Here is a 13,973-nt window from a genome sequence, read left to right on the forward strand (position 1 = left end):
GCCGCCCGGGCGAGTCGGCCCGGGCGGCGTTCACTTCCCCCACGGCCCGCCCGCCGGGCTCGGAAGGGGCGATGCCGACCGACCCGGGTCCGTCCCGGGGCATCCCGGCACCCCCGCGAGGGAGCGCGCCATGATCAAGGTCCTGTACTTCGCCGCGGTTCGGGAGCAGCTGGGCAGGCAGGAGGAGCAAATCCCGGCCGAAGGGCTACAAACGGTGGGCGACCTCCTGGACCGCTTGCGGGAGCAGGGGGCTGCTCACGCGGAGGCCCTGGCCCCGGAACGTCGGGTGCTGGTGGCGGTCAATCAAGAATATGCCGATGCGAATCGTCCCCTGGCCGACGGGGATGAAGTGGCCTTGTTCCCTCCCGTGACCGGGGGCTGACACCGAGGTCCCTCCCATGTCCGCTGCCCTCCCGGAGCTGCCCGCTCCCGGCCCCCTGGTGGCCCTCGCCGGGGCCGCCGACGCCACCTCCGTGGCCGTCCTCCTGGACGGCACCCTCCACCACCGCTATCGGGAGGGTGTCGCCCAGCATTCCCTTCACCTGCTGCCCCTGCTCGACGACCTCCTGCGCGACCTGGGCCTGGGCCGCCGCGACCTGCGGGCGGTGGCCTTCGCCCGGGGCCCGGGACCGTTCACCGCCGGGCGCATCGTGGTGGCCACGGCCCAGGGCCTGGGCCTGAACCTGCCCCTGGTGTCGGTGTCCAGCCTGGCCGCGGCCGCCTGGGCCAGTGGCCGGGAACGCGCCGCCGTGGCCCTGGAGGCCGGCCGGGGGGAAGTGTACTGGGGGCTGTACCAGCGCGGTACCCGGGGGGTGGACCCCGTGGGGGAGGAACGGGTCCTCGCCCCCGAGGCGGCCGAACTGCCCGCGATGGAGGGACCTTGGTGGGGGGTGGGAAGCGGCTGGCGGGCCCACCACGACGTACTGTCCCGCCGCTGCGGCCAGGCACTGGCGGGAACCGATGCGGATATTCCGCTACGGGCCGATTCCGTGGCCGCCCTGGCCATCGAGCCGTGGCACGCGGGACGGGTGCTCACGCCCGCCGAGGCCGTGCCCACCTACCTGCGAGCCTCCTACGCGGAGGCGCCTTCCCGCATCTGAGCTACGGCGCAGGCCGGGCCTGCGCCGGGCCGCTGCCTAGGTGGCCTGGGGGTCGGTCGCGCCGGGCCGGCTCCGGGCGCCCTCGCCGAAACGCTCGATGTGGGGGCGGAAGTCCGCCAGCTCCACGAATTGATCCGCCTGGCGGCGCAGCTCATCGGCGGTCACGTCCGAGGAGGCCAGGACGGTCACCTTGACGCCCCGCTGTTGCACGGCATCCACCAGCCGCCGGAAATCCCCGTCGCCCGAGAACAGGATGGCATGGTCCAGGTATTGGGCAAGGTTTAACATGTCGATGGCCAGCTCGATGTCCATGTTGCCCTTGATCCGGCGGTTGCCGTTGCCGTTCTTGAACTCCTTGGTGGGCTTGGTGACGACGATGTAGCCGTTGTAGGAGAGCCAGTCCACCAGGGGCTTCAGGGGCGTGTGCTCCCCGGAGACATCGAGGGCGGTGTAGTAGAAGGCCCGGGTCAGCTTGGCCCGCTGGCGGAAGAAATCGAGGAGCGCCTGGTAGTCCACGTCGAAGCCCATATCCCGGGAGCTGCCGTGGAAATTGGGCCCATCTATGAAAAGACCGAGCCGATCGTTCGCGTCCAGCCAAATCGCTTCCTGGTTCTGCATTGAAGTAACCTCAAATATGCGTTTCTTGTGGGCGCCAGTGAATAGCGATCCCGTTATGTATGGCCCGGGTCCGCTCCTGGGCGGGCAAACCAAGCACTATAGCAGCTGTATGCCCCGTCGGGCAGCGCGTAAGGGAGCCTCCGCATGCAGAGCGATCTCAATACATTGGAGTTTGAATCCATCCGCCGCACCCTGGACGCCGAGTGCGCCACGCCCTACGGGAAGGAGGCGGCCCGCAACATGGAGCCGGCCCCGAGCCTGGAGGTAGCGCGGGCCTTCCAGCGGGCCGTCACCACCGCCCGCGAGGGCCTGGAGGAGGGCGACGGCCCCAAGCTGGACGAGCTGCCCGACGTGCGGGCGGCTCTCCGCCAGTCCCGGCAGGAGGGGGCCTCACCCCTTAACGGTCTGGCCCTGCGCAACCTCATCACCCTCCTGCAGGCGGGGGACTATCTGGGGCGCGCCCTGGAGAAGCGACCCGGGCTGTACGTGGGCGATCCCTCCGACCTGACCGCCGCCAGCCCCCTCATCGACCGGCTGGACGCCCTGGTGGACACCATGGGCAAGGTGCGGGAGTCGGCCTCCGAAGCCCTGAGCGCGCTCCACGAGGAGGTGCGGCAGGTCCGCGGCGACCTCAACAAGCAGGTGGACAAGAAGCTCAAGGACAAGAAGCTCGCCCCCAGCCTGGTGGAGCCCAAGACCGAGCACTTCAGCGGGCCGCGCCGGGTGCTCGCGGTCAAGACGGAGGCCGCCGGCGCCATCAAGGGGGTCCGCCGGGAGGCCCTGTCCCGGGGCCGGGGGGTCATGGTGGAGCCCATGGAGTGGATCCCCCTGAACAACCGCCTGGAACAGCTCTCGCGCGAGATCGACGCCGAGGAGCGGCGGGTGCTCCGCGAGGCCACCGGCATGGTGCAGGAGCACATCGCCCCGCTGCAGCGGTTGCTCGACGCCGTCACGTGGATCGACCTGGCCCTGGGCGCCGGTCGCCTGTCCCTCAAGATCGACGGCCATCCCCCGGTGCTCACCGAGGAGCCCCGCCTGGACCTGCGCTCCGCCAGCCATCCGGCCCTGGTGGCCGGGCACAAGAACGGCGGCCCCGCACCGGTGCCGCTGACCGTGCGCCTGGGTCCCGACCAGCCCATGGTCCTCATCACCGGTCCCAACACCGGCGGCAAGACGGTGGCCATCAAGACCATCGGCCTGCTCGCCACTATGGCCTTCTGCGGACTGCATATCCCGGCCGCGGAGGGCACCGTGGTAGGGGCCTACCGCCGCATCCTGGTGGACATCGGCGACCACCAGAATATCCTGCACCACGTCTCCACCTTCGCCGGCCACGTGGAGGTGCTCAAGCAGATCCTCGCCGAGGCGGACGAGCACACCTTGGTGCTCATGGACGAGATGGGCACCGGAACCGACCCGGAGGAGGGGGCGGCGCTCGCGATGTCGGTGCTGGAGGAGCTGGCCGAACGCGGTGTGCAGGGGGTCTTCACCACCCACCTGTCGCCCCTCAAGGGCTTCGCCGCCGAGCATCCGGCCATCGCCAACGCCAACATGCGCTTCGACTTCGACCAGCTGCAGCCCACCTACCAGCTGGAGGTTGGGGCGCCGGGGGCCTCCCTCGGCCTGGTGGTGGCCGAGCGCAACGGCCTGGAGGGCCCGCTCCTGGAGCGGGCCCGGGGGCACCTGGAGGAGCTACGTCCGGGGGCGACCACCGAGTCGGCACGGCAGGAGACGAACGGCGGCTAACCGCCAAGGCCGCCAAGCACGCCAAGAAAAAGCAAGATAAAAAGCGGAGATGCGGGCTCGATTCCTGTAGGAGCGGCCATTGGCCGCGACAGAAAGGACTCCCGCTCCGGGGCGGGGCTGCTAGCCCCCCACAAGCACTTTTTCTGATTTAGGCGGATAGCCAGTTTTCTTTTTGTTTTGCCGTTCTTGGCGGTCTTGGCGTACTTGGCGGTTCCGCCGTCTTTGCCGTTTTTCCCTTTAGCCCTCCGCCTCCTCGGCCTCATCCTCCGCCTGCTCGAACATCTTGAGGAAGGCCTTGCGCGACATGGGCGGGATGCGGCCCAGCTCCAGCGCCTCGTCCATGTGGTCCTTGCGCGCTATGGAGACCATGGCGGTGCCCACGCCCGGCGTGGAGCGGGCGAATTGCAGGGCGCGCTGGGCGTTGGTCCGCAGGTCGCCCATGGCCTGGCGCAGGATGGGTGGCTGCTCCTCCAGGAGGCGGCCGCCCATGAGGGCATGGGTAGCGAGGAAGTAGAGCCCGAGTTGGTAGGCGGCCTGAACGGTGGAGGCCACGTTGCCCTGGCCGGTGGCCTGGTTGAAGCGGGTGAAGCCCTCCAGCATGTTCACGTTGTAGGGCATGGTCACCAGGCGCATGTGGTGGCCCCGGGGATCGCCGGCGGCCTTCTCCGCCACCCCCACCTGGCTGGTGAGGGACTGGAACAGGGTGTCGTTGGTGGGCACCCGGCAGGACTTCCAGGTAGCCAGGCCGTAGCTGCGCAGCTTGCCCGCCTGCACCATCATCTCCAGCACCGCGTAGACCTTCTGGAGGCGGGTGTTGAGGTCCTCCTTGGTCTGCAGCTCCGGGATGTGCACCTCGGACTGGTCGATGAGGAAGGCGTCCAGGGTTTCCACGCCCATAGCCTGGCGGGTATGCTCCACCTGCCAGGCGATGTAGGCGGGGGTGAGCAGGTGTACGCCCTGGGCCAGCTCGTCGGGGGTGCCCATCCCCTTCTTGAGGATCTCTTCCTTGAACCAGGCGGCCAGGTCGTCGGGCGGGCCGTCGGGAAAGGCCAGGAAGCCGCCCTTGCCCACCACGAACAGGGCCTCGCGGGGCACGCCCGATGCCACCGCCTCCCGGATGGCCGCCCCCGCGGCGTGCGCCGAGCGCCCGTAGCGGTAGCTGAGCCCCGCCTCGATGACGTTCAGCCCGCCCTTCAGACCGTGGGCCAGGGCCTCGCGGTAGCCCGCGTCCACCTCGTCGGTGGGCTCACCGTGGTCGGTGCCCAGGCCGATGGAGGAGAGCTTGAGGGCCTCCTCGCCGTAGTCGCTGTAGTGGCTCTCGGCCAGCCCGCTGCCGTCCGCGTAGGCCTGGGTGGCCTCGTGGGTGGCGTGGCCCGGGATGAGCTCGGGAAGTTCCGTGGGGCGCGATCGTCCTAGCATGGCTGCCTAGCTCGTCAGGAAGTGGGGGTGTTTGCGGCGGCCCCGGTGACGCCCACCGGGGCGCGCCGGAAAAAGGGATGATGCCGGTGGAGGTGGTCCAGGGCCTCCTCCACCTCCGGCTTGACCCGGCCCCGCTGGGGCGGGTCCAGGCGCGAGCGGAACAGCTCGTCGAACCAGTCCTCGTCCTCGTCGAGGTCCCAGTCCACGGCCTCCAGGTGCTCCCGGCCCGCCGGGGGAAGCTCGACGGGCAGCTCCCGGCCGGAGAGCTGGGCCCAGAGCCCCGCCCAGCAGCGCGCCAGGGCCAGCGGATGGTAGCCCCCGCCCCCGGTGACCAGCAGGCGGGGGGCGCTGTCCGCTTGGATGCGCGCCGCCATGGCCAGAAAGGTCTGGGTGGAGACGCGGAACCGGCTCAGCGGGTCGGCGAGCAGGATGTCGGTGCCCGCCTGGAAGACCACCGCGTCGGGCTGGAAGCGGTCCACCACGGGGCCCCACACGGCCTCGAAAGCCGTGCGGTAATCGTCGTCGTGGGCGCCGGCGGGCATGGGGAGGTTGAGGGCGTACCCCTCGCCCGGGCCCTGGCCGCGGTCGTCCAGGCCGCCGCCCTGGAACGGATAGGCCCGCTCGGTGCCCATGTGCAGGGAGAGCGTGAACACCTCCGGATCCGTGGCGAAGGCGTCCTCCACGCCGTCCCCGTGGTGGGCGTCCAGGTCCACGTACAGCACCCGCCAGCCCTCCCGGCGCAGGCGCAGGATCCCGAGCACGGGGTCGTTGAAATAGCAGAAGCCCCGGGCCTGGTGCGGGGCGGCGTGGTGCATGCCGCCGGCGGGGTTGAAGCCGATGCGCCCGCCGATCACGGCCTCGGCCGCCTGGATGCTCGCCCCGGTGGCAATGGCCGCGGTGGTGTAGAATCCGGCGAACGCCGGGTTCTCCAGGTTGCCCAGGTTGTAACGCTTCCGGTCCGCGGCGGAGGCGCGCCCGGAGGCCTCGATGCGGCGCGCGGCGCGCAGGTATTCCTGGGTGTGGAACCAGGCCAGCTCGTAGTCGGCCGCCTGCCGGGACTCCTGGTACTCCGCCTCGGGGAGGGCGCCGTAGGCGCGCAGCAGGTCCACGGTGAGGGAGACCCGGGGGATGCCCAGGGGATGGTTGTCGTTGTAGCTGGGGCGTCGGTATCGTGCGGCACCGAAGAAGACCGCCGAGCCGGTCATCGGTTCCCGTCCTCCCCGTCGCCCGTGGTGTTCTCCTCGGTGTAGTGGCCCTTGAAGCCGCGCGGGGCCCCGGGGCGGGCGCCGCTCATCATGGTCTGCAGGCGCAGCTCCTTGTTGATCTTCACCAGCCGGCCCGGGATCAGGAACAGGTCGACGAGGGCGGCCACGGCGGGGACCAGCCAGATCCAGGGGAAGTCGGCGGCCAGATGAACCACCAGGGCCGCCAGGGAGGCGCCCAGGTAGGCGAGGCCGCCCCGCCGGTCGAGCAGGTAGAAGCGATGGACGCCGAGGGGGAACAGGATCCAGCGCAGGTAGGCCCCAAGCTTGGTCCGGGCCACGGATTTGTAGGCCATCTGGACCTGCTGCAGGCCACCCCCCTTGAGGTCCATGGCTTCCCACTGCTTGCCCATTTATTTATCCCCTCATAAAATAAATTGGTTTATTATGGGGTTTTAAGGTTGAGAAAATTTATCAACTTTTCAGGATACCCGGAACAACCCGCATCGTTAAGCGGATCCGGGAATCCGGAAGCAGGCCCGGCCAGCCCGGGCGGATGGTAGGGAACCATGGCCGATCGCAGACTGCACGTCTTCCACACCGTTGCGCGGCTTTCCAGCTTCACCAAGGCGGCCAACCGGCTGCACATGACCCAGCCGGCGGTCACCTTCCAGGTCAAGCAGCTCGAGGAGCAGTTCAACACCCGGCTGTTCGACCGCAACCACAACCGCATCACCCTGACCAACGCGGGCTCCATCGTCTTCGACTACGCGGACAAGATCCTGAGCCTGTACGACGAGATGGAGAGCTCGGTCGGGGAGCTGACCGGGGAGATGCGGGGGGTTCTGCTGGTGGGCGCAAGCACCACCATCGGCGAATACCTGCTGCCGCGGGTGCTCGGGGCCTTTCGCATGGCCTATCCGGCCATGAAGGTACGCATGAACGTTGCCAATACCCGCGACATCGTTCAGCAGGTGGAGAATAATACCATCGACATCGGCATCGTCGAAGGCGCGGTCCACAACAGCAACCTGGCTATCCGTGAGTGCCAGCCGGACCAGCTGGTGGCCATCTTTCCGCAGGGCCACGCCCTGGCGGCCAGGGAGCGAGTGACCCCCGGCGACCTGCTCGATTGCCAGTTCGTCCTCCGCGAGGAGGGCTCGGGCACCCGCGAGGTGCTGGCGGACTACATCCGCGAGGGCGGCGAGGACCCCAACAAGCTGGACATCGTCATGGAGCTCGGCTCCGGGGAATCGGTGAAGGGCGCCGTGGAGAGCGGGCTGGGGGTGTCCGTGGTCTCCGAGGCCACGGTGCGCAAGGAGGCGCAGCTGGGGACCCTGGAGGTGCGGCCCCTGGAGCCCGCGCTCAAGCGATCCTTCTCCTTCGTCCACCAGAAGCAGAAGTTCCGTTCCCAGGCGGTGGAGCGGTTCTACCAGTTCATCCAAGAGCAATGCGAAAAAGGGGATCCCTGGGGGCAGCGCAGCAGCCCGGCCCATGACCGGGTCGCCCTCTAGGCCGAGACCGGAACGCCCCCGGCCGGGGCGTATCGGCCGGCCCGGGATCCCCGGCATCTACCGGGAGTCGCGGAGCCATGCGGCAGTTCTTCGTCGTTCAGCATAGCCATCACGAGTTCCTGGGCACCATCGAGAAGCAGCTGGAGCACCGGGAGATCGGTTTCGTCTACATCCGGCCCTTCCTGGGGCAGTCCGTCCCCGGCAGCCCCCAGGACAAGGACGCCCTGTTCCTGCTGCCCGGGCCCATGGACCCCACCGAGAAGGACGACTTTCCCTACCTGGCGGAGGAGGAGTTCCTGGTGGGGCAATTCCTGCGCAACGACCAGCCGGTCGTGGGCCTGGGGCTGGGGGCCCAGCTGATCGCGGAGCACTTCGGCGGCGAGGCCTCCGAGGACCCGGAGATCACCGCCCGCTTCGTCACGGCCCGCAAGACCGCCGCAGGGGAAGGGGACGCCCTGGCCGAGGAGCTGGACGGCATGGAGGTCTTCCTGTGGCACGCCGGCTCGGTCTCCCTGCCGGAGGGCATGGAGCCCACCCTGGTGGACGACGAGGGCAACTGGCTGGCCTTTCGGCCTCACCGCCGGGCCTACGCGCTGCTGTTCCGGCCCGAGGCCAAGCCGGGGATGGTCGAGGACATGGTGATGGAGGACCGCCCCTGCCCCGACGGGGTGGGCAGTCTCTTGGAGTACTCTCGGGAGTCCTGGGGCGCCGGCCGGATGCAAGCGGTCACCGACAAGGTGGTGGTGGCCCTGGTCAAGGAGCTGGACCTCATGCAGCCCCACGCCCAGGAAGGCCCCGCCTACGATTTCAATGTCCAGGACGACTGAAGGCCCATGACGGAAAACGAAAAGCGCATCTTGGAGGCGTTGGAGCGCCTCCCCGCCGAGCAGCAGAAGCAGCTGGTGGACTACGCGGAGTTCCTGGTGGGTCGCGCCGGGGGCGAGCCCGGCGCCGGGGAGGCGGATGCCGCCGCCCCGGGGGAGCCCGAGTCCCCCCGGTCCGTGGAGAAGGATCCCGAGGAGGGCCCGGTGCAGGCCATCAAGCGGCTGCGCCACACCTACCCCATGCTCGAACGCAGCAAGCTGCTCGACGAGACCACCTCGATCATGGCCAAGCGGTACCTGCAGGACAAGCCGGAGAGCGAGGTGATCGAGGAGCTCGAGGAGGTCTTCGAGCGCCACTACCGGGGCTACCTGCGTCAGTTCGAGGAGGAATGAGCCGAAGCGGGCGGCGGATGCGGGGCGCGCCTTGGGCCTCGACGGACGCCCCCGTGAGGGGGAAATAGCGGGGCACCGGTAGGCACCCAGGGAGCCCCAGCTGGGCTTCTTTCCCCCGCCCGGCGATTCCGCTACCCTCCCGGACAGAGGGAGACGCCGTCCCCGATTCCACCCGAACGCCGTCCGGAGGCATGGTGTACACCCCCCTCGAATGGTTCCGCAAGCGGTTCTCCGACCCCCAGATCCTGCTGCTGACCTTCGTCATCCTGGGGGTGCTTGCGGCCCTCTACGTGTTCGGGGAGGCGCTCAAGCCCTTCGTGGCCAGCGTGGTCATCGCCTACCTGCTCGAGGGGTTCATCCGCCCCATGGAGCGACGGCGCGTGCCCCGTTGGCTCGCCGTGACCATCGTCTTCACCGCCTTCCTCCTGGTGGCGGTGTTCCTCATCTTCTCCCTACTGCCCCTGCTGACGGAGCAGCTCCAGCGAGTGGTGCGGGACCTGCCCGACATCGTGCGCCAGGTCCAGAACCTGATCCGCACCCTGCCGGAGCGCTACCCCGGGTTCATCGAGCCCCAGTACGCCGACAGCCTCATCTCCGCCATCGGGCAGCGTCTCCAGGAGTGGGGCGGCCACCTGGTTTCCCTGTCCATCTCCTACATCCCCGGGCTCGCCACCCTGCTGGTCTACATGGTGCTCGTACCTTTCCTCATCCTGTTCATGCTCAAGGACAAGGAGCTGATCCTGGGGTACGTGCGCAGCTTCCTGCCGCCGCACCAGCAGCTCGCCCAGAGCGTCTGGCGGGATGTGGATCGCCAGATCGGCAACTTCATCCGCGGCAAGGTGTGGGAGATCATCATCGTCGGCCTGGTGACCTATTTCACCTTCCGCCTCATGGGGTTCAATTACTCCGCCCTGCTCGGCGTGCTCACGGGGTTCTCCGTCCTCGTTCCCTACGTGGGCGCGGCGGTGGTGACCATCCCGGTGGCCCTCCTCGGGCTGGTGCAGTGGGGCCCGAGCTGGGAGCTGGCCTACCTGCTATTCGCCTACGGCGTCATCCAGGGGCTGGACGGCAACGTGCTGGTGCCCTTGATCTTCTACGAGGCGGTGAAGCTCCATCCGGTGGCCATCATCCTCGCCATCCTCATTTTCGGCTCCATCTGGGGGTTCTGGGGGATCTTCTTCGCCATTCCCCTGGCCACCGTGGTGAAGTCCATCCTGGACGCCGTGCCCCGCCTCCACCATGTGGAGGATCCCGACCCGGATCGGCCCGGGGAGCATCCGGGGGCCGCGGAGCCCGAATAAGGCCTCCGGCAAGCGGCTCCAGCCCCGCGCGTGCCTCTACGAAAAAGGCCGGCCCCGAAGGGCCGGCCTTTTTTCTGCTCGCCCGTGGCGCCGGGGGCGCTCAGGCCAGGCGCACGTCCGTGTCGAGCCCGGGGTTGTCCTTGACCCCCTTGAGGCGGGGCAGGTTGGGCTCGCCGACGGAGACGGACTTCTTGTCGCGGAGCCAGTCGGAGACCACGTCGTAGACGGGCGGCCGATCCTCCTCCACGGGGCTGACGCTCGCCCAGCCGGCCACCTTGTACTTCTTCTTGGGATCGAGGGGCTCGCCGTTGATCTCGATGTCCTGCAGGCGGTTGCCCTGCTTCTCCCTGGGGTTGAAGGCGAACTGCAGGCCGCCCACCCGGACCATGTCCCCGCCCTGCTGGTAGTAGGGGTCGGGGTTGAACAGGTTCTCGGCCACGTCCTCGAGGGCGAACTTCAGCTGCTCCCCGGTCATGTCGTTGAGGGTGACCTCGGGGTAGGTGATGGCGGTCTGGGTGTAGACGTCCTCGAGGGTGATGGGCTGGCCCGGCAGGACCGAGGTACCCCAGCGGAAGCCCGGGGACAGCGCCACCTCGGCGTCCTGGCTCTCCATGAGCGCCTCGACGATGAGCTGGTCGAAGGTGCCGTTGAAGTTGCCCCGGCGGTAGAGCAGGTCCTCGGAAACGGCGAGCTCCTCGCTGAGGTCCTTGCCGGCTTGCTCCTGCGCCTTGCTCCGCTCCTCATCGATGAGCTGCTGCATCTCCGGATCGGCGTCGATCTCGTTGGAGAAGATGGGGAGCATGTGGAAGCGGTAGTCCCGCACCTTGCCGTTCTTCACGTCGAAGTCGAGGCGGGAGAGGAACTTGCCGTTGGAGCCGGAGTTCACCACCAGGGTCATGCCACCGATGCCGCCGCCCTTGTTCTTGATCTCCATGGGCGTGGGCATGGCGTCGTGGGTGTGCCCGCCGAGAATGACGTCCACGCCGCGCAGGCGGGAGGCCATCTTCTTGTCCACGTCCATGCCGTTGTGGGAGAGGATCACCACCACGTCGGCCTTGTCGTTGTCCCGGATCTCGTCCACCACCTTCTGGGCGTGGTCCTCGTCAACGCCGAAGGACCAGTCCGGGATCTTGTAGGACGGGTTGGCGATCGGGGTGAACGGGAAGGCCTGGCCGATCACCGCGATGCGGACGCCGTTGCGCTCCTTGATGGTGTAGGGCTCGAACAGGTCCACGCGGTCGCCCCACGTGACGTCGCTGATGTTGTGGGCCACGAAGTCCATGTCGAGGTGGCCGCCCTCGATCAGCTCCCGGACGCGGTCGGCGCCGTAGGTGAATTCCCAGTGGCCGGTCATCACGTCGACGCCGAGCTTGTTGGTGGCCTTCACCATGTCCATGCCGTCGGTCCACAGGCTGGTGGCCGAGCCCTGCCAGGTGTCCCCGCCGTCGAGCAGCAGGGTCTTCCCCTCGCGCTCGCTCCGGAAGCGGTCCACCAGGGTCTTCATGTGGGCGAAGCCGCCCATCTTGCCGTACTGCTGCGCGCCCTCCACGTAGTCGATGGGCGTGAAGGCGTGGGCGCGCTTGGAGCCCTTCTCGATGCCGTAGTACTCCAGGAAGGCATCGGTCACCAAGTGCGGGGGCTCGCCCTTCAGGGAGCCCACGCCGAGGTTGATGTTGGGCTCGCGGAAATGGACGGGATTCAGCTGGGCGTGGCAGTCGGTGAAATGCATCAGCGACACGTTGCCGAAGTCCGGGACGGCGTAGGCGTCGTCCTTGAACCATCCCATGGCGCGGGCGCCGCTGGGGCGCAGCATGCCCGCGGCGCCGGCCAGACCAAGCGCGTAAAGGAACTCACGTCGGGACAACTGCATGGCTTGGATCTCTCCCTTCGGGTTGCACGAGTAGGGCAGGGAGGGCCATGCCGGACCCGGCACGGCCGTCCTGCTAGAACCCGCCTGCCTCGGCGGCGTCCATTACCTCGATGATGTCCTGCTCGATCTTCTCGGCGATGCGCTCCGCCTCCGGGGGCGCATCGGGGAAGTAGCGCAAGGCGTACGACGGCAGGTAGGTAATCAAGGCCAGGTGATCGTCCGCCTCGAAGACGACGATCTTGCAGGGAATGAAGGCGCCGAAGGCCGGAACCTTTTTGAGCACCTCCGCGCCCAGGCCCAAATTGCACACCTGGTACACCTTGTAGACCTGATCGAAATCGATCCCGCGGTTCCGCATCCCCTCCCCGATATCCAGGGTGCCCACGTCCGCGAGGTTGAGCCCCTCGGCCTTGGACTGGATGCTCAGCTCCACCTCCTCCAGGGTCCGGTCCGGGGGCAGGTCCACGCGGTAGAGCGGAGACTCGGCGTCTTCCTGGGCGGCGACCTCCGCCTGCGGGGTCGCCGTCAGGAATGCAAGAATCAAGCCCACGAGCACCAAGACGCGGGCTTTTCCGGGAAAACCGTTGGTATCCCACATGAGACAGCTCCTTTTCCATGGTTGATCCGGATCGCTTCCGGGTGCGCCCCCCAGGGCGGGAGGCGAACCATGAAAAAGGATAGGCCCGAGGCGAGCCCCGGGCCTATTGCGGTGGATCCTACGGGTTCAGCTTAGAGGCTGTGACCCGGGACCCGCAGCTCCTCGCCGTTGGAGAGGGAGCCGTGGTACACCTCCAGGCTGCGGTAGATGTCGGCCTGGAAGGGCAGGTCATGCGCCCGGACGCGGCGGTTGCAGCCCCGATAGCGCGTATGCGTCAGGCGAGTCTGCTGCTGCTTCATCCGGAAGGTGGGGAACTTGGCGTACTGTCCCCGCACGTCGGACAGGATCTGCCCGCGGATGCGCATGCCGGAGTTCTGCACGTGGCAGGTACCGCAAGAGAAGTTCAGCTGGCCGCGCTTCATCCAGTAGAACTCCTTGCCCTCCTCCCAGTACTCCTTGGCCTTGCCGTCGGTGGCGATGTCGAGCGGCATGCCGTTGGACAGCGACTTCACGAAGATGGTCATGTGCCGCATGTCCTCGCCGTGCTTCTGGGAGAAGCTCCAGGGCTCGGCATCCATGTTGTTCACCCGGCAAAGGTTGATCTGCATCGCCAGGGTGCGCACGCCCTCGCCCTCGATGGCCTTATTGGGATTGAGCTCCTCGCCCTGCTTCTCACCCTTGTGCACCAGGTCCGGGCCGGAGCTGTTCCCGATCGGATAAACATCATCCACCACCTTGGGGAACTGCGTGGCGGCGCCCTTCAGATCCTCGCCCTCGTCCCCGTGGCAGGACGCGCAAGACTTGCCGTTGGGGCCTTCCTCCTGGAAGAGGGCCATGCCGGAATCGATGTCGAGCTCGCCGGGGTTGAAGTCCTCGCCGATCGCCTCGGCACCTTCCTCGGAGACCGCCCGCTGCGGCTGGTCGTCACCCCCACCCAGCTGGGCACTGGCGTGGTTCGTCCCGAACAGCAGGGCGATGGAAGCCACGGCTAAGGAAAGACGTACATTCATGTTGGGTCCTCCTGCTGGCGTAGTCGGAGGCTAGCGGCGCTAGCCGACCTCCACCTCGGCTTCGGCGGAGAAGGTTTCGCCCTTGTTGTCTTCCCAGGTCACCTTAAGGGTGCCGCTGGACTCCGGGACGATGTAGAAAGACAGGTAGGGGTTCTTGCTGATCGCCACGCTCCAGTCGGCCTCGAAGACGCGGGTGCCGCCGAGATCCGCCTTCACCTTCTGGATCCAGTGGGCGGGAATGGTCTCCCCGGTCTTGGAGTCCTTGCGCTGGCCGGTCTCCATGGGGTGGAGGATCAGGGCGCGCACCTGGGTGGATTGACCCTTCTGGGCGCTGCCGACACGAATGCGGGCGCTGCCAGTCTTAGCCATCGTTATTTT

At 67.9% G+C, this 13,973-nt stretch carries 15 protein-coding genes; 7 read left to right on the plus strand and 8 right to left on the minus strand.

Annotation, left to right across the window (positions count from 1 at the left end):
* The first annotated feature begins 130 nt into the window (after nt 1–130).
* Nucleotides 131–382 carry a molybdopterin converting factor subunit 1 gene (gene moaD / locus AN478_RS04115; RefSeq protein WP_074471378.1) on the plus strand — a complete coding sequence of 84 codons (252 nt, stop codon included), beginning with the start codon at nt 131–133 and terminating at the stop codon, nt 380–382.
* 16 nt (nt 383–398) lie between these two features.
* Nucleotides 399–1,100, plus strand: a complete 702-nt coding sequence (gene tsaB / locus AN478_RS04120) for a tRNA (adenosine(37)-N6)-threonylcarbamoyltransferase complex dimerization subunit type 1 TsaB (RefSeq protein WP_054965351.1) — start codon at nt 399–401, stop codon at nt 1,098–1,100.
* A 36-nt stretch (nt 1,101–1,136) separates the two neighbouring features.
* Here the strand turns inward: tsaB and AN478_RS04125 are convergent, their stop codons facing one another.
* Complete coding sequence (locus AN478_RS04125; RefSeq protein WP_054965352.1) at nt 1,137–1,718, minus strand: LabA-like NYN domain-containing protein; 582 nt, start codon at nt 1,716–1,718, stop codon at nt 1,137–1,139.
* Between the two features lie 144 nt (nt 1,719–1,862).
* Between AN478_RS04125 and AN478_RS04130 the strand changes: the two genes are divergently transcribed.
* Nucleotides 1,863–3,464, plus strand: coding sequence for an endonuclease MutS2 (locus tag AN478_RS04130; RefSeq protein ID WP_054965353.1), 1,602 nt, complete (start codon nt 1,863–1,865; stop codon nt 3,462–3,464).
* Nucleotides 3,465–3,701: 237 nt separating this feature from the next.
* On the opposite strand, the gene AN478_RS04135 is transcribed toward AN478_RS04130, so the two are convergent.
* The 3 genes from AN478_RS04135 to AN478_RS04145 are packed head-to-tail and all read right to left on the minus strand — an operon-like array spanning nt 3,702 to nt 6,498.
* Nucleotides 3,702–4,883, minus strand: coding sequence for an aldo/keto reductase (locus AN478_RS04135; RefSeq protein ID WP_054965354.1), 1,182 nt, complete (start codon nt 4,881–4,883; stop codon nt 3,702–3,704).
* 14 nt (nt 4,884–4,897) lie between these two features.
* On the minus strand, nt 4,898–6,088 hold the full coding sequence (locus AN478_RS04140; protein WP_054965355.1) for an acetoin utilization protein AcuC: 1,191 nt from the start codon (nt 6,086–6,088) through the stop codon (nt 4,898–4,900).
* A complete protein-coding gene (locus tag AN478_RS04145; RefSeq protein ID WP_054965356.1) occupies nt 6,085–6,498 on the minus strand; it encodes a TM2 domain-containing protein in 414 nt (137 codons plus the stop codon). The genes AN478_RS04140 and AN478_RS04145 overlap by 4 nt, the downstream gene beginning before the upstream one ends.
* A 156-nt stretch (nt 6,499–6,654) precedes the next feature.
* Here AN478_RS04145 and AN478_RS04150 point away from each other — a divergent pair, with 156 nt between their 5' ends.
* The 4 genes from AN478_RS04150 (at nt 6,655) to AN478_RS04165 (ending at nt 10,117) form a co-directional block, all read left to right on the plus strand.
* Nucleotides 6,655–7,599, plus strand: coding sequence for a selenium metabolism-associated LysR family transcriptional regulator (locus AN478_RS04150; RefSeq protein ID WP_054965357.1), 945 nt, complete (start codon nt 6,655–6,657; stop codon nt 7,597–7,599).
* 77 nt (nt 7,600–7,676) lie between these two features.
* Nucleotides 7,677–8,426: a type 1 glutamine amidotransferase gene (locus tag AN478_RS04155; RefSeq protein ID WP_054965358.1), complete on the plus strand. Its 750-nt coding sequence runs from the start codon at nt 7,677–7,679 to the stop codon at nt 8,424–8,426.
* A gap of 6 nt (nt 8,427–8,432) precedes the next feature.
* The gene (locus tag AN478_RS04160) at nt 8,433–8,816 is read left to right on the plus strand and encodes a hypothetical protein (protein WP_054965359.1); all 384 of its coding nucleotides are present in this window, start codon (nt 8,433–8,435) and stop codon (nt 8,814–8,816) included.
* A gap of 191 nt (nt 8,817–9,007) precedes the next feature.
* Entirely contained in the window at nt 9,008–10,117 is a 1,110-nt protein-coding gene (locus tag AN478_RS04165; RefSeq protein ID WP_054965360.1) for an AI-2E family transporter, read from the plus strand.
* Nucleotides 10,118–10,217: 100 nt separating this feature from the next.
* Here the strand turns inward: AN478_RS04165 and soxB are convergent, their stop codons facing one another.
* The 4 genes from soxB to soxZ form a co-directional block, all read right to left on the minus strand.
* Nucleotides 10,218–11,987 carry a thiosulfohydrolase SoxB gene (gene soxB / locus AN478_RS04170; RefSeq protein WP_054965361.1) on the minus strand — a complete coding sequence of 590 codons (1,770 nt, stop codon included), beginning with the start codon at nt 11,985–11,987 and terminating at the stop codon, nt 10,218–10,220.
* Between the two features lie 73 nt (nt 11,988–12,060).
* Complete coding sequence (locus AN478_RS04175) at nt 12,061–12,585, minus strand: DUF302 domain-containing protein (RefSeq protein WP_054965362.1); 525 nt, start codon at nt 12,583–12,585, stop codon at nt 12,061–12,063.
* 131 nt (nt 12,586–12,716) lie between these two features.
* Nucleotides 12,717–13,595: a sulfur oxidation c-type cytochrome SoxA gene (gene soxA / locus AN478_RS04180; RefSeq protein ID WP_082432808.1), complete on the minus strand. Its 879-nt coding sequence runs from the start codon at nt 13,593–13,595 to the stop codon at nt 12,717–12,719.
* Between the two features lie 39 nt (nt 13,596–13,634).
* A complete protein-coding gene (gene soxZ, locus AN478_RS04185; RefSeq protein WP_054965364.1) occupies nt 13,635–13,964 on the minus strand; it encodes a thiosulfate oxidation carrier complex protein SoxZ in 330 nt (109 codons plus the stop codon).
* Nucleotides 13,965–13,973 lie beyond the last annotated feature (9 nt).

This window comes from Thiohalorhabdus denitrificans (genome assembly GCF_001399755.1).
Taxonomy (GTDB): Bacteria; Pseudomonadota; Gammaproteobacteria; order Thiohalorhabdales; family Thiohalorhabdaceae; genus Thiohalorhabdus; species Thiohalorhabdus denitrificans.